We start from the raw sequence: 24,054 nt of genomic DNA on the forward strand, positions 1-24,054 counted from the left end.
GCGTTCAGATTCGGCCCTTTTCCGCTTGCCCTGCGAGCCACCATGCCATCACGTGCTGCGACAATCTTGACCGTGCTGTTACTTCTCATTGCGGGAAAGGCCATGGGATTTGATTCGGGATTTGATTCGGGATTCGACCTCGAGGCCCATCGCGGCGGGCGGGCACTGCTGCCGGAAAATACTCTTCGGGCCTTCGCCAATGCGCTGTCGATGGGCGTGGGCACGCTGGAGCTCGACGTCGGCATTACCGCCGACGGCGAGGTCGTCGTCTCGCATGAGCGTGGGCTGAATCCCGATCTGGCGCGGGATGCGAGCGGCACCTATGTCGCCCCGCCCGGCACGCCTTTCGCAAGATTGCGTTTCGCCGAGGTCAGAACCTACGACGTCGGCCAGATCCGGCCAAACAGCCCTTACGCCAAGCAATTCCCCAACCAGCGCGCCGTGCCCGGGACACGCATTCCGACCTTGAGCGAGTTGTTCACGCTGGTGCGCAAATCCGGCAACACGCGCGTGCGCTTCAACATCGAGACCAAGATCGATCCGAACCATCCGGACGAGACGCTCGATCCGCAAGCTTTCGTCACCAAGCTGCTTGGGCTGATCGAAGCCGAAAAATTCTCCGACCGCGTCATGATCCAGTCGTTCGACTGGCGAACCCTGCAGCTCGTCCAGCAGCGGGCACCGAAGATGCCGACGGTGTACCTGACGCTCCAGCGCGGCTCGGGCCAGACGGTGGCGCTGGACAAGGCGACCAACTGGACCGCGGGATTCAGCCCGGCCGACCACGGCGGCTCGCTGCCGCGAACGATCAAGGCTGCGGGCGGCGCGATCTGGTCGCCCTATTTCGGCGATGTGACCACAGCGCTCGTCTCGGAGGCGCACGGGCTCGGGCTGCGCGTCGTGGTCTGGACCGTCAACAAGCCCGAAGACATGGCGCGCATGATCGAGATCGGCGTCGACGGCATCATCTCCGACAAGCCTGACCTGCTGCGACAGGTCGCGGGCGAGAAGGGAATTGCGTTGCCCGCGGGGACACCGGTGGAGCCGTAGAAGCGGCCCCTACTCCCCGTCCCGCAAACGCCGGTACAGCGCGCCCAGAATATTGGAATAATCGTCGGTCCAGACCCGCACCCTGTCGTCAGCTTCGGTCTGCTCCCAAACTTTCGACGATGCGAGCCTGCCGACATCTTCCTCCTCGCGGGCGGAGATGACGACGTCGGTCGAGAAGATGTAGTCACCATCGCGGCCGGAATCCTCGTTGTAGACCCAGCTCTTGAGATCGTTGGCGTCGGCGATGCCGACCACGACAGTCTCGAGATCGAGGTGCCGGTTGGAGACGTGCATCACCACGGCGCCGTGCGGAGCGAGCTTGTCCTTGTAGATCTTCATCGCCTCTTCGGTCGCAAGATGGATCGGGATGGCATCCGACGAATAGGCATCGACGATAATGAGATCGTAGGCACCGTCGGGCTCCTTCGCGAAGGTGAGGCGGGCATCGCCGATCACCGGCTTCAAATCCGGCAGGCAACTCGAGATATAGCGGAAATTCTTCGGATCACGGGCGGCATCGACCATGGACTGATCGATCTCGAAGAATGTCCAGCTCTCGCCGGGCTCGGCGGCGCAGGCGAGCGTGCCCGATCCGACGCCGATCGCGGCGACCTTCAGCGGCACGCCCTTGCGTTCCCGGATCGCGCTGACGGCCTGACCGATGCCGCCGTCCTTGTGATAATAGGTGATCGGTTCGGGCCGCCCGGTGACCGGCGTGCCGTCATTGTTGAGGAAGCGCTCGGCGCCGTGGATCGTGGTACCGTGCATCAAGACGTGGAAATAGCCGCCGGGCGTCACCACGATCTTGTGCACGCCGAAGAAGCTGCGCACCGTGGTGACGCGGCCTTCGTCCGCCGGATAAATGCGGATCAGCGCCAGCGCCAGCGCGACGGTGGCGAAGATCTTCCAGCGGCCGGCGTTGACCGCCAGGACCAGCAGCGCGGCGAGCACGCCAATGCTGCCGGCCACCCAGACGCGGTGATCCTCGAACCAGGCCGACAGCCCCCCCGCCGTAATGGACGGCGCAACGAGCACGACGGCGAGCGCGGCCAGCGCCAGCCAGTACCATTTGACGATGCCCGCCAGCCGCTCGCTCGCGGGCGGCCGGCACAGCGCGGCAAGCGCAACCAGGATCGGATATTCGGCGATCCAGGAGAAGGTAAAGGGCGCAACGAGCCCTGCAAACAGGCCGCCGACCATGCCGCCGAACGACAGCGCGACATAGAATCCGGTGAGATATTTGGCGGCCGGCCGGGTCCGCGCCAGTTCGCCGTGGCAGGCCATGGCGATGACGAAGAAGCACAATTGATGGCCGCCAAGCGTCAGCAGCAGGTTCTGTTCGCCGCCGAACGCCAGCAGGAAGACAACGCCCGCGATGGCGACCGGCTGGAGCATCAGCATCCATTTGTGCGGCAGCAGCGGCCGCGACTGGAACACCACCACCCAGGTCAGGAGGTACAGCGACAGCGGCAGCACCCACAGCAATGGCGCCGCCGCAACGTCGGTCGAGATGTGCGCGGTGACGGCGATGAGCAGACCGGACGGCACTCCAGCGAGAAAGATCCAGCGCAGCCGGGTCAGGAAACCCGGCGCCGGGGCATTCAGATCCTCGGTTCGCGCATCGACCATTGCGAGCTTCGGCGAGCGCAATAACAGCACACCGCATGCGGCGATCAGGAGGATCAGAATGCCATAACCGCCGGTCCAGAGCCGGTTCTGCGTGTGCAGCGTGAACATTGGCTCCAGCAGGAACGGATAGGATAGCAGGGCGAGGAAGCTGCCGATGTTGGAGGACGCATAGAGGAAATATGGATCGTGTCCGGCAGGATGCCCGGTGCGGACGAACCAGGCCTGCAACAACGGATTGTTGGCTGCGAGCGCGAAGAACGGCAGCCCGATCGAGATCACGAACAGGCCGAGCAGCCAGATCGCGTAGCCCGAAGCGGGCGGATCGCCATAGGCGGAGGCGATGCCGAGCGGCAACGTGACGAACGCCGTAATCAGCAGCAGGAGATGCACCACCACCGGAACGATGCGGTTCCTCACCTGCATCAACAAATGCGCATAGGCGTAGCCCGCCAGCAGCAGCGACTGGAAGAACACCATCGCCACCGACCACACCGCCGGGGAGCCGCCGAGCCGCGGCAGCACCATTTTCGTGAACAGCGGCTGCACCGAGAACAGCAGTAGCGCGCTGACGAAGATCGCGGCGGTGTAGACCGTCAGCAGCAGCCGGTTGCGTGACGAGGACGGCTGCTCCGTGGCGGCGGGTTGCACGATCGAATCCATGGAAGCTCCAGCAAAAGCGTTTTCCAGCGAAATGGGCACCGGTTCGCGCGCGAAAACGCGTCGGATAACTCCCCCGGCGGGCACCGGGCGCGCGCAATGGAGCACAAGGCGCCTGAACGGGCAATAAAGCGTGTCGTGATGTTGCAGCGGAGAATGCTTGATATACAGATGTCATTCCGAACCTGGTCGTTCAGACCGTCCCGGAATGAACGTGGAACAGCTTGGCGCCTTCATGATCGAAACCGACATCATCATCATCGGCGCTGGCCATAACGGCCTGACCTGCGCGGCCTATCTCGCGATGGCCGGCTTGCGCGTGCGCGTGGTCGAGCGCCGCCAGGTGGTCGGCGGGGCCGCGGTCACGGAGGAGTTTCATCCGGGCTTCCGCAATTCGGTCGCGGCCTACACCGTGAGCCTGCTCAATCCGCAGGTGACCCGTGACCTCAAGCTGGCCGAGCAGGGCCTGCGGGTCGTCGAGCGGCGCGCGCAGAATTTCCTGCCCGCGCCCGACGGGAGCTATCTCCTCACCGGCGAAGGACGGACGAAGGCGTCCGTCGCACGGCTGAGCGCCCATGACGCAAACGCGCTCGACGGATTTTCGCGAGAGCTGGAAGAGATCGCCGACGTGCTCAGGCAATTCGTGCTACGCGCGCCGCCCAATATGCTCGACGGTTTTGGCACGCCTGCGATCCGCGAGGCCGTGAATGCATTCCAGAGCGCCAACATCCTGCGGGGGCTGACGCTGGAGCAGAGCCGCAATCTGCTTGATCTCTTCACCCGATCGGCCGGCGAGATGCTGGACGAACGTTTCGAGCACGATCTGGTCAAGGCGCTGTTCGGCTTCGACGCCATCGTCGGCAACTATGCCAGCCCCTACGCCGCGGGCTCGGCCTATGTGATGCTGCATCACGCCTTCGGCGAGGTGAACGGCAAGAAGGGTGTCTGGGGCCACGCCATCGGCGGCATGGGCGCGATCACGCAAGCCATGGCGCGCGCCGCGCGCGACCGCGGCGTTGTGATCGACACCGATGCGGGCGTGCGCGAGGTCATCGTCGAGCGCGACCGCGCGGTCGGCGTGGCGCTGGAGAACGGGACGACCATCCGCGCCAAATATGTCGCGGCCAGCGTCAATCCGAAGCTGCTCTATACGCGGCTGATCGCCGCCGATGCCCTGCCCCAAAAGTTCCTCGACCGCATCCGGCACTGGAAGAACGGGTCCGGCACCTTCCGCATGAACGTCGCGCTGGACCGTCTGCCCTCCTTCACGGCGCTGCCGGGCGACGGCGATCATCTCACCTCAGGCATCATCCTGGCGCCCAGTCTCGGCTACATGGACCGCGCCTTTCTCGATGCCCGCGCGCACGGCTGGAGCCGAGAGCCTGTCGTGGAAATGCTGATCCCCTCGACGCTCGACGACACGCTCGCGCCCGCAGGGCAACATGTCGCGAGCCTGTTCTGCCAGCATGTCGCGCCGGAGCTTCCCGATGGAAAGTCGTGGGACGACCATCGCGACGAGGTGGCCGACCTCATGATCGCGACGGTGGACAAATACGCGCCGGGTTTTGCGACAAGCGTGCTCGGCCGCCAGATCCTGTCACCGCTCGACCTTGAACGGCAGTTCGGCTTGTTGGGAGGCGACATCTTCCACGGCGCGCTGACGCTGAACCAGCTGTTCTCGGCGCGGCCGATGCTAGGCCACGCCGATTATCGCGGGCCCCTGAAGGGCCTTTATCACTGCGGCTCCGGCGCCCACCCCGGCGGCGGCGTCACCGGCGCCCCCGGCCACAACGCCGCGCAGGCGATCCTGAGGGATCACCGGTCGCTGTTCGGAAGCCGTGGATAGGCCTGTGGACGAGCTGTGGACAGGCTGTTGGTAGCGCGGTGAAAGAGCGGTGGGTTGCCCGTCTCGGCCCGCCGGGCCAAGCCGGGCACAAGTCGGTGGAAAATCTGGGGATGAGTACGGGATAAGGCCGTGGACAATGTCCGGAGAACGAGCGGATAGCCTGTGGGCATCTCCTTCGAAAACCAGTCCCCAAAACGACTTCGCCCGCCAGGGGCAATCCCCCGACGGGCGCTGGTCGAAATCAGTCTTATGAAGAAAGTAACGCCGCTAAAAAATGGGAGGCGGAAATTACTTCAAGGAGGTGCTAATCGAGGTGAACTTCTCGTTCATCGTGGTACCCAGGCCGTTCACCACGGTGATGATTGCCAGCGCGATACCGGCTGCGATCAAGCCGTACTCGATTGCGGTTGCACCCGAATCGTCGGACCAGAACTTCAAAATCATGCGTTTCAAGTCTCGCCTCCATTTCCATTTCAAACTGTGTTGGTTGGCCTCAACGTCTGGAAATATAAGGAGCACAACCTGCGGTCGGGTTAACTCCGAGATTGCAAGTTGTGCGAAAAATTGAGAACAAAAGTTCCAAAAATTGAACCGGACGGAAACCTAGGGATGCAGCCTTCCCCCACCCATCGCGCCAGCTTTTCGATCGGCAGCGAGATCGCCGCCAAGCGGGTTGTGGACGTGCTCAACGAGGTGTTTTTCGAGGGGGATGCGGCGGTCGCCGCCTTCGAGCAGCCGAACGGACAATGGGACGTCGCGCTGCATTTCGCGGACGCGCCGGACCAGGCATGGCTGCGCGAACTCATTGCAACTTCAGCAGGAATCGAGTTCGTGGACACGCTCGCCTTCGACACGATCGAGGCCAAGGACTGGGTCAAGGCGAGCCTGGAAGATCTCGTCCCGGTGCCGGCCGGGCGCTTCGTCGTTCATGGCAGCCACGACCGCGACCAAGTGACGCCAAACAAGCTCGCCATCGAGGTCGAGGCGGCCCTCGCCTTCGGCACCGGGCATCACGGCACCACGCGCGGCTGTTTACTGCTGCTTGACCATGTCCTGAAGAGCTCCCGGCCAAGGAATCTGCTCGACCTCGGCACCGGGACCGGCGTGCTGGGAATAGCGGCGGCGAAGGCGCTGCATCGCACCGTGCTGGCCTCCGACATCGACCCGGCCTCGGTACGGGTAGCAGCCGAGAACGCCTCCCTGAATGAGGTTGGTCACCAAATGCGGCTGATCTGCGCCACCGGCTTCGCCGCGCCTGATTTTGGCAGATGCGGCCCGTTCGACCTGGTGCTGGCCAACATCCTTGCCAATCCGTTACGGCAATTGGCGGGCCCGATGACGGCCCACCTCGCGCCCGGCGGACGCGTCATCCTCTCTGGCCTGTTGACACACCAGGCCCCCGCCGTGATCGCCGCCTACCGCGCGCGCGGCCTCGTGCCGCTGAAGCATTTGCGGATCGAAGGGTGGAGCAGCCTGTTGCTGCGGAAGCTTTCGTAGGGTGGATTGGCGCTGCGTTCGGCGCCGCGCTACTTCGCAGGCTTCTCGTCACGGCGCGTCGATGCGCGCAACGCCCGCTTTGCGCGGCGTTCGGCGAAACGGTCGATCATCTGGCTGAGGAGGCCGCGCGGCTTCTTCGGTGTCGCCGCAACCGGGGCGCGGCGCACCGGCGGCGGAATCTTCTCAAACGTGAACGCTGGCATCGTGTGTCCCCTCGCCGTTGAGATGAACCACTTGCTCGAATTTCCCTGTTATCCGGACGAAGCGCAACTGCTGCATCCTGTACTCCACTCAATTCGAATGGAACTTGTTCAAGCACAGTCCATGCCAGATGCGGCCTCGAATGCGTCTACATTGCGGACTGATCGTCATGATCCTAAAGTGATCCACCATGTTCGAAGCGCATTTCCAGACATTCGAGGAGCCCGAGGCCGGTGTCGCATTGACGGCCCGGCTGGCCACGCTCCGTGAAGAGCTCTCCCGCCGCAAGCTGACCGGCTTAGTGATCCCGCGCGCCGATCAGCAGCAAAATGAGTATGTGCCGCCCTCGGAAGAGCGTCTGGCCTGGCTGACCGGATTTACGGGCTCAGCGGGATTGGCGGTGGTGCTAACGCACGAGGCCGCATTGTTCGTCGATGGCCGCTACACGATCCAGGCGGCCAAGCAGGTCGATGCAAGGGCCTGGGCCGTGGAATCCCTGATCGATCCCCCGCCGGAAAGCTGGGTATCGGCACACCTGAAGGCAGGTGACCGCCTCGGATTTGATCCGTGGCTGCACACTTTTGCGGCAGCCGAGCGTTTGTCCACCGCCTGCGCCAAGGCCGGCGCCGAGCTGGTCGCCGTCGACAGCAATCCGGTCGATGCGATCTGGCAAGACCGGCCGCAGCCGCCAATTGCGCCGGTCGCGGTGCACGGGATGCAACATGCCGGCGTCACTGAAGCCGAGAAGCTGACGCGGATCAGGAGCGAGATCGGCAAGCTCGGCGCCGAGGCGCTGGTGCTGTCCGACAGCCATGCCGTGGCCTGGGCCTTCAACATCCGCGGCGCCGACGTCGCGCATACGCCGCTGCCGCTGTCCTATGCGCTGGTGCCGAAGGACGGACGGCCGACCATCTTCATCGACCACCGCAAGCTCTCCAACCTGACCCGCGACCATCTCGAGCAGTCCGCCGACGTGCGCGAGCCCGACGCGATGGCACCGACGCTGATGGCGCTCGCCAAGAGCGGTGCATCGATCGCACTCGACAATGCGACTGCGGCCGACGCCCTCAGCCGGCTGATCACGGGCGCCGGCGGCAAGCCGGTGCGCGGCAGCGATCCGATTGCGCTGCTCAAGGCGGTCAAGAACGCGACAGAGATCAAGGGCACGCAGACGGCGCACCGGCGCGACGCCGTGGCGCTGGCGCGCTTCCTCGCCTTCATCGACCGCGAGGCGGCAAGCGGCAAGCTCACCGAGATCGACGCGGTCGAGGCGCTGGAAACATTCCGCCGCGACACCGGCGCGCTGAAGGACGTGTCATTCCCGACCATATCAGGCACGGGCCCGAACGGTGCCATCGTGCACTACCGCGTCACCCGCAAAAGCAACCGGCGGATCGTCCCCGGCGATCTCCTGCTGATCGATTCCGGCGCGCAATATGAAGACGGCACCACCGACGTCACCCGCACCATGGCGGTCGGCGACCCCACCGGCGAGATGCGCGACCGCTTCACGCGCGTGCTGCGCGGACACATCGCGATCGCACGCGCGATCTTTCCCGACGGCACCACCGGCGCGCAGCTCGACACACTCGCGCGACAATATCTCTGGGCCGCCGGCGTCGATTTCGAGCATGGCACCGGCCACGGCGTCGGCAGCTATCTCTCGGTGCACGAAGGACCGGCGAGGATTTCGAAGCTCGGCACCACACCGCTGAAGCGCGGCATGATCCTGTCCAACGAGCCCGGCTACTACAAGACCGACGGTTTCGGCATCCGCATCGAGAACCTCGAACTGGTGGTCGAAGCCGACATCAAGGGCGCGGAGAAATCGATGAACGCGTTCGAGACTCTGACCCTGGCGCCGATCGACCGCCGGCTGATCGATGTCGGCATGCTGGGCAAGGACGAGCTCGACTGGCTCAATGCCTACCACGCGCGTGTGAGGGCCGAGGTCCGGCCGGCGCTGGACGAGGCGACCAAGGCCTGGCTCGATCAAGCGACGGCGGAACTAAAGGCGTAAGCACGCCGTCCCGAAGCCGCATGGCACCACGCGATTTGCGCAAGGCTGCTTTCGCAAGGGAGCTCTCATTCTGGCGCGAACCGCGCCGAATTCGTCGCCATCGCGCCGTTATCATAACCGTCCCGGAATCCGTATAGCCGCATTCCGAAACGCCGATATCCGTCTTGCGCGAGCACGCTACAGTCCGATTCGAATTTCCACGAGACGGACGCGCATGCACGGCATGATCAGCAAGCCGCCGGAAACGGCGAAGAACATCGCGACCTCGCGCCTGGTGTTGCTGCTGCTCGTCGTCATGACCGGGATCGCGCCGATCTCGCTCTATATGCTGGTTCCGGCGCTGCCGGTGCTGGCGACAACATTTGGCAGCGACATCTCGGTCGCGCAGATGACGGTGTCGCTCTACATGGTCGGCATCGCGCTGTCGCAACTCATCATGGGCCCGCTGTCGGACCGGTTCGGGCGGCGCCCGGTGCTGCTCGGAGGACTGGCGCTGATGGTGGTCGCCAGCATCGCCTGCATCTTCGCGGAAACCCTGCCGCAGCTGATCGCCGCGCGCTTCTTCCAGGCGCTGGGCGGCGCCGCCGGCATGGTGGTGAGCCGCGCCATCATCCGCGACATCTACGCGCGCGACCGCGTCGCCTCGATGATCAGCCTCGTGGTCGCGGCGCTGATGATCGGACAGATGGTCTCCCCGCTCACCGGCGGCCTGATCGAGACCGCATTCGGCTGGCGCGCGATCTTCTACGCCATCACCGTCGCCGCGATCATTGTCGCCGTCGGCATCGCGGTCGCGCTCCCGGAGACGCGCCGCACCCGCGCCGCCGGCAGCGGCTTTCGCGGCGACGTCGGCATTCTCATTCGCAACCGCGCCTTCGTCGGCTACGTGATGTGCCAGGTGCTGGCCTCGCAGATCATCTTCACCTTCGCCGGCGGCGGTCCCTACATCGTGGTGACGCAGATGGGCAGGACCAGCGCCGAATACGGCGCGTGGTTTGCAACGACGGGCTTTGCGTATCTCGTCGGCAATCTGCTCTGCGTGCGCTTCGCGCCCAGGCATTCGCTGGAGAAGTTGATCTGGTTCGGCCTCGCGCTCCAGCTTTGCGGCAGCCTTTTGAACCTGCTCTGGAGCTTCACAGGCTGGAACGAGGCGCCGGCATGGCTGTTCGGCACGCAGATGATCGTGATGGCCGGCAATGCCTTCGTGATGGCGAACTCGGCCGCGGGCGCGATCAGCATCCGCCCGGACGCCGCGGGTACCGCATCAGGCGCGATGGGCTTCCTCCAGCAAGGCATCGGCGCGCTGATGTCGCAGTTCGGCGCCTATCTCGGCGGCCATTCCGCGACCACGCTACCGCTCACTTCCGCCGTGCTGGCAATCTCCCTGCTCTGCGCCTGCACGATGATCTTCCTCGTCCCCCGCCGCGAGGTGGTGGTGAGCGAGACCTTGATCGAGCAGGCGGAGGAGGAAGAGAGCGGAATGATGTGAGGGGGCGGTATGCCGCCTCCCCGTCATTGCGAGCGAAGCGAAGCAATCCAGAATCTTTCCGCGTTGACAGTCTGGATTGCTTCGCTTTGCGTAACTGCCCAGGTGGCCGTTTGTATTCTCTTGACTGACCACATGTGTTTGTGAGTCAAGGTATGGGTGACGCCGCCAAATTCCTCATTGTCTGTGGACGCCCTGCTGGCCCTGATTGGGGAGTTGCAGGAGCGCAACCTGATGTTGGAGCAGCAGAACGCATTGCTGACGGTGCGTGTGGCCGATCTGGAGCGTCGGCTTGGTCTGGACAGCTCCAATAGCAGCAAGCCGCCTTCGAGCGATGGACCGGGCCAGGCTTCTCGCCGGACACAGAGCCTGCGTGAGCGAGGGTTGAAGAAGCCCGGCGGCCAGCCCGGCCATGCAGGCAAACACTTGAAGCGGTCCGAACGGGTCGATCATACGATCATGCATCGCCCTGTCAGATGCGGGCGCTGCCGAATGGCGCTGGATGCTGGAACTTGTCGGCAGCCGTCAGGTGTTCGATCTGCCGGCGCCGGCGCCGCTGCTCGTCACGGAGCATCAGCTTTATCGTTGCAAATGCAGCGGCTGTGGCGCGGTCACGACAGGATCGTTTCCACCCGAGGTAAGGGCGCCGGCGCAATATGGCGTCCGGTTGGCCGCTGTGGTGACCTATCTGTCGGCGGGACAGTTTCTGCCTGAAGATCGGCTCGGGCAAATCCTCTCCGATCTGTTTGGCGTGACCATCTCGGCCGGCACGATCGGACAAATGATCGCCCGGGCTGCCAGCCGGACGCAGGATTTCGCTGCGGCAGTCTGCGAGCAAATCCGCCGGGCACCGGTCAAGCATTTGGATGAGACCGGGTTTTGGGTGGGCGCCACGCCGCAATGGCTGCATGTCGCGGGCACCGCCGGGATCAATGGGCTGGTGCATTATCGCGTCTCACCCAGGCGCGGCGAGGTGCTGACGCAAGCGGCGCATATCGTTGTGCACGACCATTGGACATCCTATTTTCAGATGTCCGGTGTCACGCATGCGCTGTGCAATGCGCATCACCTGCGCGAGTTGACGGCGCTGGTGGACATCGATGGCGAGGCCTGGGCCCGGCGCATGCGCGGGTTGCTCCGCTGCCTGTGCCACGAGGTCAATCTGGCGTCAGAGCATCCAACCGACCAGACAGGCGCGCTGCGTCCCAACAGAATCCGCGCCGCCGAGCGACTTTATGACCGCATTATCCGCGCCGGTATCGCCCGGCACGAGGCGCTACCCGCGCTGCCTCGCGACATCAAGCGCGGGCGGATCAGACGGCGCACGGGCCATAATCTCCTGTTGCGCCTCAAGTTACATAAAGCGGCGGTGCTGCTGTTCCTGCACAACTCGGCGGTGCCGTTTACCAACAACGAGGCCGAGCGCGATGCTCGGATGATGAAATTGCGGCAGAAGATCTCTGCCGGCTTCCGCACCTCACAAGGCGCAGACAATTTCGCCACGCTTCGCACCCTGATCGGTACCGCTCGAAAGCGCGGATGGAACATGCTCGAAACATTGTCCCGATGCCCCACACAACTCATCCACAAACTCAGCGTCGCCTAACCGAGCAAACGGACCTGGGCAGTTACCGCTTCGCTCGCAATGACGAAAGAAAACCTCACTCCCCGATCAGCGTCAACCACTCGTCCTCGGTCAGCACCTTGACACCATGCTTGTTGGCTTCCGCGAGCTTGGAACCCGCTCCGGGGCCGGCGACGACGAGATCGGTTTTCTTGGACACCGATCCGGACACCTTTGCACCTAACCGCTCAGCGGTGGCTTTGGCCTCGTCGCGTGTCATCTTCTCCAGCGAGCCCGTGAACACCACGGTCTTGCCGGCGACAGCGGAGTTGCTCTTCGGCTTCTCGGCGTCGATGATCTCGATCTCCTTGGTGAGCCGCTCGACGATGCCGCGATTGTGGCTCTCGCCGAAATAATCGGCGATGCTCTTGATCACGGTCTCGCCGATCTGGTCGAGCGCATCCATCTCGGCCATCGCCTCCTCGTCGCCCTTGGCGACCTTGAGGCTGGCATCGTGGAAGGCGTCCCAGGAGCCGTAGCCGCGCGCCAGCGCCAGCCCTGTGGTCTCGCCGATATGGCGCATGCCGAGCGCGTAGATAAAGCGCTCCAGTGCAATCTTCCGACGGCTCTCGATCGCGCCAAACAGATTTCGCACCGAGGTTTCGCCGTAACCTTCGATGTCTTCCAGCTTGAGTTTTGCGTTGCGTTTTTCCAGCGTGAAGATGTCGGCCGGCTCCTTCACAAAGCCCTCGTCGAAGAAGTACCGGAGCTGCTTCTCGCCAAGACCGTCGATGTCGAAGGCGCGGCGCGACACGAACAGCTTCAGATGCTCGATCTTCTGATAGGGGCAGGCGAACTCGCCGGTGCAGCGAGCGCGTGAGCCCTCCTCTCCCGCCGCCGTCTCCTCGCGCGTGACATGGGTGTGCAACGGGCACGGGCACTTCTTCGGAAACTGGAATTCCTTGGCAGCCTTCGGCCGCTTATCGAGGACGACGTCGACCACCTGCGGGATGACGTCGCCGGCGCGCTGGATCACGACGGTATCGCCGATCCTGATGTCGCGGCCCTCGCGCAGCACCTCGCCCTTGTTGCCGATGCCCTTGATGTAGTCCTCGTTGTGCAGCGTGACGTTCTGCACGATCACGCCGCCGACGCCGACCGGTTCGAGCTTGCCCACCGGCGTGAACGAGCCGGTGCGGCCGACCTGGATCTCGATGTCGCGCAGCACCGTCATGGCCTGCTCGGCCGGGAATTTGTGCGCGATGCCCCAGCGCGGCGTGCGCGAGACGAAGCCGAGCCGTTCCTGCCAGTCGATGCGATCGACCTTGTAGACGACGCCGTCGATGTCGTAGTCGAGTTTTGCGCGCTGCTCCTCGATCGAATGATGGAAGGCGAGCAGCTCCTCGACGGAGTGACAGAGCCTGGTCAGCGGGTTGGTCTTGAAGCCGCAGCGCTCGAACCAGTGGATCATGCCGCTCTGCGTGCCCTCCGGCATCGCGCTCATCTCGCCCCAGGCATAGGCGAAGAAGCCGAGGGGGCGCGAGGCGGTGATGGTCGGATCCTTCTGCCGGAGCGAGCCCGCGGCCGAGTTGCGCGGATTGGCGAAGATGGTGCTGCCTTCAGCCTTCTGCCGCTCGTTGAGCGCGAGGAAGGCCTTCTTGGTCATGTAGACCTCGCCGCGCACCTCGCAGATTTCGGGGACGTTGCGGCCCTTCAGCCTCTCGGGCACGTCTTCGAGCGTGCGGATGTTGGCGGTGACGTCCTCGCCTTCCGCGCCGTCGCCGCGAGTCGCCGCGGTGACGAGTTCACCGCCCTCATAGCGCAGCGACATCGAGAGGCCGTCGATCTTCGGCTCGGCGGAGAAATCGATCTTGTCGTCGTCGAGCTTCAGGAAGCGCACGATCCGGCCGACGAAGTCGCGCAGATCCTCTTCTGCAAAGGCGTTGTCGAGCGACAGCATGGGGACGGCATGCCGCACCTTCTTGAAGCGGCCTGACGGTGCAGCACCGACTTTCTGCGACGGCGAGTCCGCGCTGACGAATTCCGGAAAGCGCTTCTCGATCGCGTTGAAGCGCTGGCGTAGTGCGTCATACTCGGCATCGGTGACGGTGGGCGCGTCGTCCTGGTAGTAGCGTTCGTTATGCCCCTCGATCTCGAGCGCGAGCCGCATGTGCTCGACCTTGGCCTGCGCCTTGGTGAGGTCGGCGACGTCGGGAAGCGGTTTGGATTTTGCTGCTCTGGCCATGGTGCTTGGATACGACGGAGCGGGCGGGAGGGTAAAGGCGGTTACAGTTTCGTACCCCGGACATAACGTTCTGGGTCCCCGCTCGCGCTTGCGCGCGTCCGGGACACGGGGCCTACGCCGTCGCCGCCTTGAGCAGCCGGTCGGCGGCAGCCCTCGCCTCGGCCGTGATCTCGGCGCCGGCGAGCATGCGGGCGATTTCCTCGCGGCGGTGGTCGGCGGCCAGAGCATTGACGCGGGTGGCGACGCGCTTGCCCTTGTCCAGCGCGTCCTTCGAGATCAGCAAATGCTGGTCGGCCCGGGCGGCGACCTGCGGGGCGTGGGTGACGGCCATCACCTGGACCTTGCCGGCGAGCCGCGCCAGACGCCCGCCGATCGCGTCCGCGACCGCGCCGCCGACGCCGGTGTCGATCTCGTCGAATACCAGGGTCGGCGCCGAGCCGCGGTCGGACAGCACGACCTTGAGCGCCAGCAGGAAACGCGAGAGCTCGCCGCCGGAGGCCACCTTCATCATCGGCCCTGGCTTGGTGCCCGGGTTGGTCTGCACCCAGAACTCGACGCGGTCGAACCCTTGCGGACCCGGCGTGGCCTCGTCGGTCTGGACCTGGGTCATGAACTTTGCGCGTTCGAGCTTGAGCGGCGCGAGTTCGGCATTGACGGCCTTGTTGAGCTTTTCGGCCGATTTCTGCCGCGTCATCGACAGCTTCTTGGCGGCGGCGGCATAGCGGGCGTCGGCCTCGATCGCGGCCTGCTCCAGCTTTTTCAGCCGCGAGGCGCCGGCATCGATCAGCACGATTTCCGCGGCATATCTGGCGGCGAGCGCGGCAAGCCCGTCGACCGGCGTCGAATGCTTGCGAGACGCTGCACGCAAGGCGAAGAGCCGCTCCTCGATGCGTTCGAGTTCCGAAGGATCGAAGTCCGTCGCGGCCAAGGCGGCCTGGAGATGCTGGTCGGCCTCTTCCAGCGCGTTGATCGCGATGTCGATCGCCTTCACCGCCGGCTCGACCAGTGCTGGCGAACTGGCGCCGCGGCGCTCCAACCGTCGCACCGCGGCCGACAGAGTCGCGACCGGCGAATGGTGGCCGCCGACCGCTTCCTGCGCTTCGCGCAGGTCGGAGGCGATCTTCTCGCCCTGCATCATGGTCGTGCGGCGGGAAGCCAGCGAGGTCTCCTCGCCGTCCCTGGGCGCGAGCTGCTTCAATTCGTCCGAGGCGTGGCGGAGGTAGTCCGCTTCGCGCGCGGCGCGCTCCATGCCGGCGCGATGTTCCTCCAGCGCGGTGTTGGCGGTGCGACGTGCATCCCAGAGCGCTTCGACGGCCGAGACATCTTTTTCGAGACCGGCGAAGGCGTCGAGCAGGCGGCGGTGGGTGGCGGCGTCGACCAGGGCGCGCTCGTCGTGCTGGCCGTGGATCTCGACCAGGGCGGCGCCGACCGCCTTCAGCGTCTGCACGCTGATCGACTGGTCGTTGATGAAAGCGCGGGTGCGGCCGTCGGCGAACTGAACCCGGCGGAGAATCATCTCGCCGGTATCCTCCAGCCCGTTCTCCGCGAGGATCTTCGCGGCGGGGTGATTTTTGGGGATATCGAACACGGCAGTGACCTGCCCCTGCTCCGCGCCGTGGCGCACGAGGCCGGCGTCGCCGCGGCCGCCGAGCGCCAACGCAAAGGCATCGAGCAGGATGGATTTGCCCGCACCGGTCTCGCCGGTCAAAACCGCGAGGCCCGTTGCGAATTCGATATCGAGCCGTTCGATCAGGACGATGTCACGGATCGACAGACGCGCGAGCATGGAATTCTATTTCCTAGCCGAGGCCCATTTTCTTGAAGGTCTTGCTAATCCAGGACCCCTGATTCTCGCTCGGTTCGAGACCACCGGATTTTACAAGATTATAGGCGTCCTTGTACCAGCGGCTGTCAGGAAAATTGTGCCCGAGCACGGCGGCGGCCGTCTGGGCCTCGCCGACGATGCCGATCGCCATATAGGCCTCGGTCAGGCGGTACAGCGCCTCCTCCACATGGCGGGTGGTCTGGTACTGCGTCACCACGGCCTTGTAGCGGTTGATCGCCGCTGTGTAATCTCGCTTCTGCGCGTAGTAGCGGCCGACATTCATTTCCTTGCCGGCGAGCTGGTCGCGCGCACCCTCGATCTTGGCCTTGGCCGAGGTCGCATATTCGGATGTCGGATATTTGCGCACCACCTCTTCCAGCGAGGCGATCGCCTTCTCGGTGCGGGTCTGGTCGCGGCTGATGTCCGGGATCTGGTCGTAATGCGAGGCGGCGATCAGGTATTGCGCATAGGCCGCATCCGGGCTGCCGGGATGCAGCGTGACGTAGCGGGTGGCCGCGCCGATGCAGCTGTCATAGTCGCCGGCCTGATAGGACGAATAGGCGGACATCAGCAGTGATTTGCGGGCCCAGTCGGAATAAGGATGCTGGCGGTCAACCTCTTCGAACTTCTTGTTCGCCGCCTTCATGTCCTTCTTCTCGTTCATGAGGTACAGGCCCTCATTGTAGATCTTGTCGGCGGGCTCCTCGACGAAGGTGTCGTCCTTGGCGGTGAACTTGTCCCAAAGCGCGCCGGTGCCGCAGCCGCCCAGCGGCAGCGCGAGTACGAAGAAGGTAGCAGCCTTGAGCGATCCACGGACTCGAGACGAGACCTGGAGATATCCGCGCGTCATACGCTGTGCCGACATGAGTATTGCCCTGACGCCCTATGGTGCGGTGTCCGCCAGCCCATGAACCGCGTCATGGGCGCGAAAAGTAGCCGTGGTGCCTGCCATGCGACTACGCCGGTGTAATCGAAAAACGATCTTGAACCAACCGGATAGGCAGGCATTTCGCCCGGATTAAGGCGACCGCGCCGCAATCCTAGCCGATCTTCGTTACCAGGAGTTTCCCGGGGTCGGCGGGTACAAGTGGCCGCGACGAGAGGTCGGTCAGGACACGTCTCTCTTCAGGAAACGTCCGGCCCGTAGGCCGCGGCGATCCGGCCGCCGACGATGCCACGACCGACTTCGCCCACGGGACGCGCGGTGGTGCGGCGGGCCGCCTCGCCCTCGACCACCCGCCAGGCGGTCCGGTCGGCGAGCAGCGCGGTCAGGACGGCGTGGTTGAGCTTGTGGCCGCCACGGACCGAGCGATAGGCGCCAAGCAGCGGCAGACCGGCCAGCGCAAGGTCGCCGATCACGTCCAACACCTTGTGGCGGGCGCATTCGTCGGCGTAGCGGAGGCCCTCGGTGTTGAGCAGCCGCTCCTCGTCGAACACGACGGTGTTGTCGAAGGAGGCGCCGAGCGCATAGCCGGCGCTCCAGAGCCGCGCGACGTCGCACATCAGACCGAAAGTCCGGGCCCGGCCGACTTCGCGGCGGAAACGTTCCGGGTTGAGGTCGAAGGCGTAGCTCTGCTGGCCGATGACAGGATTGGTGAAGTCGATCTCGACCTCGGCGCGGAACCCGTTGGCGTAGGGCCTGATCTCGCCGAAGGAATCGCCGACCTTGACCGAGATCGGCTTCAAAACCTGAATGAAGCGGCGCTGTGCCGATTGGGTCACAATGCCGGCCTGATCGATCGCTGCAATGAAGGCCGCGGCGCTGCCGTCCATGATCGGCACTTCCGGCCCGTCGATCTCGATAATGGCGTTGTCGACGCCCATGCCCCGCAGCGCAGCAAGTACATGCTCGGCGGTGGAAACCAGCGGGCCGCTGCGATCGCCGAGGACGGTGGCGAAATCGGTCGCGATCACCTGCTCGGCGGTCGCCTGAACTTCGCGGTCACTTCCCTCGAGCCCTGTGCGGACAAAAATAAAACCCGCGTCGACAGAAGCGGGCCCAAGCGTGAGAGTGACGGGAAGACCGGAATGAACGCCGACGCCTGCCACGGAGGCTTGCGCACGAAGCGTTGTTTGCCGGCTAAATTTCATCAGGAACCGCCCCACTACGACCATCGCGACTTATACTGAACCCGACTAACCGGCCAAGGCCGCCCGCGCCGAATCCGTATCCCCAAGTCACGGCAAACCATAGTCACTGCCTCAAACAGCGCCAACTCACGCTTTTTTACCGATTGTTACCCCAAACCTGCCGTATTCGCGCCAAGGCTTAACCAAATTAGAGCGAAGTTCGGGACCGTTATCGGCAGTTTTACTGAACCATCGAATACGTAATTAATGATTTAAAATCAGCTGCTTGGCGACGCAATCCGGATATGTACCGGACAAAAGCAAAGGTCCCGGCAAGCTTCCCGCCGGGACCTTTTTTCGTCTGCCTTATTGTAACAATCCTCAGGTCGCCTGCCGCCGCAGGAAGGCCGGGATATCAAGATGGTCGTCTCCCTGTGGCGCCGGGGCAACAGGCGCGGGACGGCCATGCATGTCCAGGCCCTGCGGCGCGGGACGGCGGGCATACTCGGACACCGGCTCGCTGGACGCGATTTGCTGCGCCACGGTCTTCTGGGACCGGCGATCGGGCAGCGGCGGCATCGCGGGACCGGCGGTACGAGCCGCGATCGGTGCCTCGCTCTCCTCGTCGCGACGGCCTAGGCCGACATTGGCGAGGCGCTGGAGCAGCGACAGGCGGGTCTTCTGCGGGGTCTCTTCTTCAAGCTCGCCGCGGGCCTGGCGAAGCTCGGCCTGGGCCGGCATCGGCAGTTCTTCGATTCGCGGCATCCGCGGTGTGCGGACCGGCGCACGCTCCGCCTGCGGCGGGATGAAGGTTTCCGGCGTCATCTGCTCATGCATGGCCATCGGCGCCTGCTCAGGCTCCGGGAACAGCGTGGGCTTCTGCGCGATCGGGCGCACGGTGACGTCGCCATAGGTCTGCATCGGGGCGGGAGCCTGCGGCACGTCCGCAACGGCGGCAGCGATGGCGGCGAGCGCCGCGCGCTCGACGTTCGCACGCGGAGCCATGGGAGCGGCGGCAAACTGGCCCGGTGCGGCGGCCGGGATCTGCGTTTCCAGCTTCTGGGCGCGCTCGGCCATGCGCTGATTGTCGGCGCGCAGCCGCGCGGTCAGATCGGCGAGGCGGCTCTCGGCAACCGCGGCCGGAGCAGCGGGAGCCTGCTGTGCCTGCGGCGCCGCGTTCGCGACGGGAGCGCTGGTGGCCTGGCTGTTGCGGGCGATCGCGGCCTGTTCGATGCCGGTGGCGACGACCGAGACGCGGATCAGGCCGTCGAGCGCTTCGTCGAAGGTTGCGCCGACGATGATGTTGGCGTCCTGGTCGACTTCCTCGCGGATGCGGGTCGCAGCTTCGTCGACCTCGAACAGGGTGAGATCCTTGCCGCCAGTGATGGAGATGAGGAGGCCCTTGGCGCCCTTCATCGAGCTATCGTCGATCAGCGGGTTGGCGATCGCGGCTTCAGCGGCGGTCAGCGCGCGCTTGTCGCCGGAGGCTTCGCCCGTGCCCATCATCGCCTTGCCCATTTCCTTCATCACCGCTCTCACGTCGGCGAAGTCGAGGTTGATCAGGCCTTCCTTGACCATCAGATCGGTGATGCAGGCAACGCCGGAATAGAGCACCTGGTCGGCCATCGCGAAGGCGTCGGCGAAGGTGGTCTTCTCGTTGGCGACCCGGAACAGGTTCTGGTTCGGGATGATCAGGAGCGTATCGACGACCTTGTGCAGTTCGTTGATGCCCGCTTCCGCAGTGCGCATGCGGCGGCCGCCCTCGAAGTGGAAGGGCTTGGTCACGACGCCGACGGTAAGGATGCCCATCTCGCGGGCGATCTTGGCGATCACGGGAGCCGCACCGGTGCCGGTGCCGCCGCCCATGCCGGCGGTGACGAACACCATGTTGGCGCCCGAGAGATGGTCGCGGAGTTCGTCCATCACCTCTTCGGCCGCGGCCGCGCCGACGACCGGCTGCGAGCCTGCGCCCAATCCTTGCGTCGCCGCCGTGCCCATCTGCACGATGCGCTGCGCCTTCGACATCGTCAGCGCCTGCGCGTCGGTGTTGGCGACGACGAAGTCGACGCCCTGAAGGCCCGCCGTGATCATGTTGTTGACGGCGTTACCACCGGCGCCGCCGACGCCGAACACGGTGATGCGGGGCTTCAGTTCGTGAATATCAGGAGCATTGATGCTGATGGTCATGTTTGCCTCTCGATCACGCGCGCGTGGGTTCGCCCCGGCCGACGGCCGCGGGAGTTGGTGAAATTCGAAGATTGCGGAACCGGTTCATCAGAAGCCCTCGCGTAGCCATCGTCCGACCTTTCCAAAATAACCGCCCGTCCCTGTCTTGACCTGCTGCCGCGTATGCCGCGGTTCGACATGTTCCTGGTGAACATATTGCGGGTAGACGAGAAGTCCGGCGGGCACCGCGAACGCGGCGTTCTTCGCCTCGTTGGGCAGCCGGCCGAAACCGAGCGGACGTCCGACCCGCACGGGCCGGCCGAGAATCTGCGTTCCGAGTTCGACGAGGCCCGTGAGCTGCGAGGCCCCGCCGGAGAGCACGACGCGGCCGTTGGGCTCCGAGGCGAAGGGCGAATCCTTCAGCTTGTCCCGAACCATTTCGAAGACTTCCTCGGCACGGTGCTTGACGATATTGGCGATGGTAGCGCGGGAGACGATCTGCGGCAGATCCTGTTCGTCACCGGCTGTCGGTACAGACATCAGCTCACGCGAGTCCGATCCGCCGGTGATGACGGTCCCGTATAACGTCTTGATTCGCTCGGCATCGGCAATGGTCGCGGAGAGTCCGCGCGCCAGATCCATCGTGATATGTTGCCCGCCGACCGCAAAACCCGCGGCATGCACGAACCGGCCGCCGGAATAGACCGCGATCGTTGTCGTGCCCGCGCCCATCTCGACGACGGCCGCGCCCAGATCGGCCTCGTCGTCGGTCAGCACCGACAGGCCGGCCACATAGGGGCTCGCCGCCATGGCTTCGACGTTGATGTGGCAGCGTTCGACCGCCAGCATCAGGTTGCGCGCCACGGTGGCGTCGCAGGTGACGACGTTCATGTCGACGCCGAACTGATGCGCGACCATGCCGCGGGGATCGCGGATGCCTTTGACGCCGTCGAGCGTGTAGCCGACCGGCAGCGCGTGCAGCACCGTGCGGCCTTCGCCGGTGGCGTGGCGCATGCCGGTGGAGGTCACACGGCTGACATCGGCCGGCGTCACGGCGCCACCGCGGATGTCGGCCGCAGCTTCGACCAGTTGGCCGGAGAGCCGGCCGCCGGAGACCGACAGCAACACGGACTCGACACGCACCTTGGCCATTTTCTCCGCAAGCCCGACGGCCTGGCGCACCGCCTGCTCGCATTCGCCTAGATCGACCACCGCGCCGGCCTTCATGCCGCGCGACTGGATCTGGCTGTAACCGATCAGTTCCACCGCATGGGTCCGATCGCGCAGGGCTTCGCTCGGCGCCGACGGCCTCAGCCGCGCGATCATGCAGGCGATCTTGCTGGTGCCGATGTCGAGGCAGGCGACGAGGCCGCTGCGCTTGTGCGACATCGGGCGTGTCTTCGGCGTCTGGGTGCGATCAAGACCGGTCATGCGGCGTCCCCGGTCTTTTTCTTCTTCTTGTCCTTGAACAAATCTTCGCGCGCTTTGGCGGCGTCCTCGGACAGCTGCACCACAAGCCGATCGGACAGGCGCAGGTCGACGGCGACGATGTCGCGGGAGAACAGCCTGTCCTCCTTGTCGAGCCTGGACAGCATCGCAAGCGCGTTGCCGACGTCCTGCTCGGGCAGTCGGATATCGAGGCCATCCTTGAGCCTCAGGTTCCAGCGCCGCTCGCCGACGAAGATCGCGGCCTTGGTGATCGAATTGACTCGCGGATAGCGCGCCAGCAGCGCGAGGAAATCGCGGGCCTGCGTATCGGCGCCCTTGCCGACCACGAGCGGCAGCGACAGGAACCGGCGCGAGACATAGGGCTCGAGCACGGCGCCGTCATCGGCGATGACGGAAAGCCGGCCGGCCTCCTGCCACAGCGCGAACGCCTTGCGCTCGGTGAGCTCGATCATGAGCTGGCCCGGATAGAGCTTCAGCACGGTCGCATCCGCGATCCAGGGATTGCCCTTGAGCTTGTCGCGCACGGCGTCGGCGTCGAGGAACAGCAGCGATGAGCGGCCGCTGACGCCGCCGATCGCCAGAATCTCATCCTGGCTGAGCTGCTTGCGGCCGTTGATCACGACGGAGGTGATGCGGAAGCCCGCGGAATTGGCCAGCGCGTTGCGGGTGTCGTTGACCGCGGTGATGAAATCCTGGAGATGGCCGCCCTTGACGATACCGAAGCCGCAGCTTCCGATCAGGAGCAGCACCGTCATGCTGATCCCGACCCGGCGCGGCATAAAGCGCTCGACCAGCGCGACCACGCGCGGCGGCGGCTCGCGCTCGACGACGGCTTTGGCCTTGGTCTTGTCCCTGGCGGCCGCGCGGGCGCCGTGAAGTCTTTCCTCGCGCTTGTCCTGCACCCACTCGCGCAGAAGCACGACCGCTCCGATAGCGGCCGCCTTCAGGTCAGCTTGGGGCCTCAGCGATCTGAAAAGCGACCGAGTGAGGCTTCCTGCTCCATCCATTGCACGAGCTCGTCAACAGTTTGCCCGCGACATCGCGCGGGTCCTGGCGAATATGACGTCTCGGACTTGCCGGGCCGGGTGCTGGTCTTCAGCAGAAGAAAACCTCTCCCCTTCAGAGCGTTCGCTGGAGGTGACAACACCCGCAACGGTCCACGCGCCGGCAGCCAAAGCGTCATATGCGCCGCCAGCGTTAACCTTCGGACGTCCTGGTAAACAAAAGGTAAAGTTCGTTAACGGCGAGAGCTTTTTGCCCAGGCCGGTGAGGCATTTATGCCGCAATGTCCGGCATTTTACCGGTTTTGGGTTCCAAAACCGGCCGTTTCGCCACTTCGGCCGTTAACCAATCCTAATTATTTTCGCACACCGGGCACGGCGAGCTCGACCAGGCCGCGCAGGAAGTCGACGAATTCGATGCCCTCGGCCTTCAGCGCCTTGGGATAGAGCGATGACTTGGTCAGGCCCGGCAGCGTATTGGTTTCGAGATAGACCAGGCCCTTGTCCGAGACGATGAAGTCCGAACGGGAATAGCCGGTACAGGACATCGCCCGGTGCGCCAGCATCGATTGCTGCTTCAGCGCGGCGGTGATCTCCGCCGTGAAACGGCCGGGGCAGATCTCCTGGGTCGACTTCAGGAGATATTTCGCGGCGTAGTCGAAACTGCCCTCGCCCGGAATGATCTCGATCGGCGGCAGCGCGATGATCGAGCCGTCCGGCCGCTCCAGCACGCCGCAGGTCGCCTCGACGCCGGCGATGTAGGGTTCGATCACGTATTCTTCGTGCTTCGCCGCGTTGCGGACGGCGACGAGATCCTGCTTGGCGTTGACGAAGATCAGGCCGTAGCTCGAGCCATCCTTCGCGGGCTTTGCGATCAGCCGGCCGTATTCGGCGAACGCCTCGTCGATCTCGTCCAGCGCAACGTTGGCCGGCGGCGTCACGCCGCCGAGCGCGGCGAAATGCTTGGCCGCGATCTTGTCGAAGGCAAGATGCGAGGATGCCGAGCCCGAGCCGGTGAAAGGCACGCCGCGCGCTTCGCACATCACCTGCAATTCGCCGTTCTCGGCACGCCCGCCATGCAGGCCGAGCACCAGCACGCGACCTTCGGCCTTGGCCTGGTCGAGCGCCTGCGCCAGCGGAATGCCTGATGTACCCGGCTTGAACTCGTCCTCGAACGGGCGGGCATGTTCGAGCAGCTGCTTGGACTGCACGACATGCACCTTGTCCTCGACGTCCCACCACCAGAGATCGGCCTCGGGCAGCGCCTGATGCAGCGCCTGGGCTGACGCGACCGAAACCAGACGTTCGCGGTTGGAGCCGCCGAAGAGGATGGTGATGCGCATGTTCT

16 protein-coding genes and 1 pseudogene are annotated in these 24,054 nt (G+C 64.7%); 6 read left to right on the plus strand and 11 right to left on the minus strand.

Features of this window, described 5'->3' with window-relative positions:
• Positions 1–42 precede the first annotated feature (42 nt).
• The gene (locus tag ABIB06_RS14725; RefSeq protein WP_502916539.1) at positions 43–1,050 is read left to right on the plus strand and encodes a glycerophosphodiester phosphodiesterase; all 1,008 of its coding nucleotides are present in this window, start codon (positions 43–45) and stop codon (positions 1,048–1,050) included.
• Between the two features lie 9 nt (positions 1,051–1,059).
• On the opposite strand, the gene ABIB06_RS14730 is transcribed toward ABIB06_RS14725, so the two are convergent.
• A complete protein-coding gene (locus ABIB06_RS14730; RefSeq protein WP_354049322.1) occupies positions 1,060–3,339 on the minus strand; it encodes a spermidine synthase in 2,280 nt (759 codons plus the stop codon).
• A gap of 232 nt (positions 3,340–3,571) precedes the next feature.
• On the opposite strand from ABIB06_RS14730, the gene ABIB06_RS14735 reads away from it, so the two are divergent.
• Complete coding sequence (locus tag ABIB06_RS14735; protein WP_354068922.1) at positions 3,572–5,182, plus strand: phytoene desaturase family protein; 1,611 nt, start codon at positions 3,572–3,574, stop codon at positions 5,180–5,182.
• 288 nt (positions 5,183–5,470) lie between these two features.
• Here ABIB06_RS14735 and ABIB06_RS14740 read toward each other — a convergent pair whose 3' ends face one another.
• Entirely contained in the window at positions 5,471–5,626 is a 156-nt protein-coding gene (locus tag ABIB06_RS14740) for a Flp family type IVb pilin (RefSeq protein WP_502916540.1), read from the minus strand.
• Positions 5,627–5,791: 165 nt separating this feature from the next.
• On the opposite strand from ABIB06_RS14740, the gene ABIB06_RS14745 reads away from it, so the two are divergent.
• Entirely contained in the window at positions 5,792–6,679 is an 888-nt protein-coding gene (locus ABIB06_RS14745; RefSeq protein WP_354049318.1) for a 50S ribosomal protein L11 methyltransferase, read from the plus strand.
• 29 nt (positions 6,680–6,708) lie between these two features.
• Here the strand turns inward: ABIB06_RS14745 and ABIB06_RS14750 are convergent, their stop codons facing one another.
• Positions 6,709–6,882, minus strand: coding sequence for a hypothetical protein (locus ABIB06_RS14750; protein ID WP_247347708.1), 174 nt, complete (start codon positions 6,880–6,882; stop codon positions 6,709–6,711).
• 188 nt (positions 6,883–7,070) lie between these two features.
• Here ABIB06_RS14750 and ABIB06_RS14755 point away from each other — a divergent pair, with 188 nt between their 5' ends.
• The 3 genes and pseudogenes from ABIB06_RS14755 (at position 7,071) to tnpC (ending at position 11,992) form a co-directional block, all read left to right on the plus strand.
• Positions 7,071–8,900, plus strand: coding sequence for an aminopeptidase P family protein (locus ABIB06_RS14755; RefSeq protein ID WP_354049316.1), 1,830 nt, complete (start codon positions 7,071–7,073; stop codon positions 8,898–8,900).
• Positions 8,901–9,114: 214 nt separating this feature from the next.
• Positions 9,115–10,389, plus strand: coding sequence for a multidrug effflux MFS transporter (locus tag ABIB06_RS14760; protein WP_354049314.1), 1,275 nt, complete (start codon positions 9,115–9,117; stop codon positions 10,387–10,389).
• A gap of 156 nt (positions 10,390–10,545) precedes the next feature.
• Positions 10,546–11,992 (plus strand): annotated as a pseudogene (gene tnpC, locus ABIB06_RS14765) (IS66 family transposase).
• A gap of 55 nt (positions 11,993–12,047) precedes the next feature.
• Here the strand turns inward: tnpC and ligA are convergent.
• The 8 genes from ligA to ABIB06_RS14805 form a co-directional block, all read right to left on the minus strand.
• Positions 12,048–14,195, minus strand: a complete 2,148-nt coding sequence (ligA, locus tag ABIB06_RS14770; protein ID WP_354049312.1) for an NAD-dependent DNA ligase LigA — start codon at positions 14,193–14,195, stop codon at positions 12,048–12,050.
• Positions 14,196–14,307: 112 nt separating this feature from the next.
• On the minus strand, positions 14,308–15,981 hold the full coding sequence (gene recN / locus ABIB06_RS14775) for a DNA repair protein RecN (RefSeq protein WP_354049310.1): 1,674 nt from the start codon (positions 15,979–15,981) through the stop codon (positions 14,308–14,310).
• A gap of 13 nt (positions 15,982–15,994) precedes the next feature.
• On the minus strand, positions 15,995–16,885 hold the full coding sequence (locus ABIB06_RS14780; RefSeq protein ID WP_247347720.1) for an outer membrane protein assembly factor BamD: 891 nt from the start codon (positions 16,883–16,885) through the stop codon (positions 15,995–15,997).
• 260 nt (positions 16,886–17,145) lie between these two features.
• Positions 17,146–18,111: a UDP-3-O-acyl-N-acetylglucosamine deacetylase gene (gene lpxC / locus ABIB06_RS14785; RefSeq protein WP_247347722.1), complete on the minus strand. Its 966-nt coding sequence runs from the start codon at positions 18,109–18,111 to the stop codon at positions 17,146–17,148.
• A gap of 360 nt (positions 18,112–18,471) precedes the next feature.
• Positions 18,472–20,277: a cell division protein FtsZ gene (gene ftsZ, locus ABIB06_RS14790; RefSeq protein WP_354049307.1), complete on the minus strand. Its 1,806-nt coding sequence runs from the start codon at positions 20,275–20,277 to the stop codon at positions 18,472–18,474.
• A gap of 87 nt (positions 20,278–20,364) precedes the next feature.
• Entirely contained in the window at positions 20,365–21,687 is a 1,323-nt protein-coding gene (gene ftsA / locus ABIB06_RS14795) for a cell division protein FtsA (protein WP_247347727.1), read from the minus strand.
• Positions 21,684–22,712, minus strand: a complete 1,029-nt coding sequence (locus tag ABIB06_RS14800) for a cell division protein FtsQ/DivIB (protein WP_354049305.1) — start codon at positions 22,710–22,712, stop codon at positions 21,684–21,686. The genes ftsA and ABIB06_RS14800 overlap by 4 nt, the downstream gene beginning before the upstream one ends.
• A gap of 350 nt (positions 22,713–23,062) precedes the next feature.
• Positions 23,063–24,049 (minus strand): D-alanine--D-alanine ligase family protein, encoded by a 987-nt coding sequence (locus ABIB06_RS14805; RefSeq protein ID WP_354049303.1) that lies wholly within the window; start codon positions 24,047–24,049, stop codon positions 23,063–23,065.
• Positions 24,050–24,054 lie beyond the last annotated feature (5 nt).

This window comes from Bradyrhizobium sp. LB8.2 (genome assembly GCF_040548035.1).
Lineage (GTDB): Bacteria > Pseudomonadota > Alphaproteobacteria > Rhizobiales > Xanthobacteraceae > Bradyrhizobium.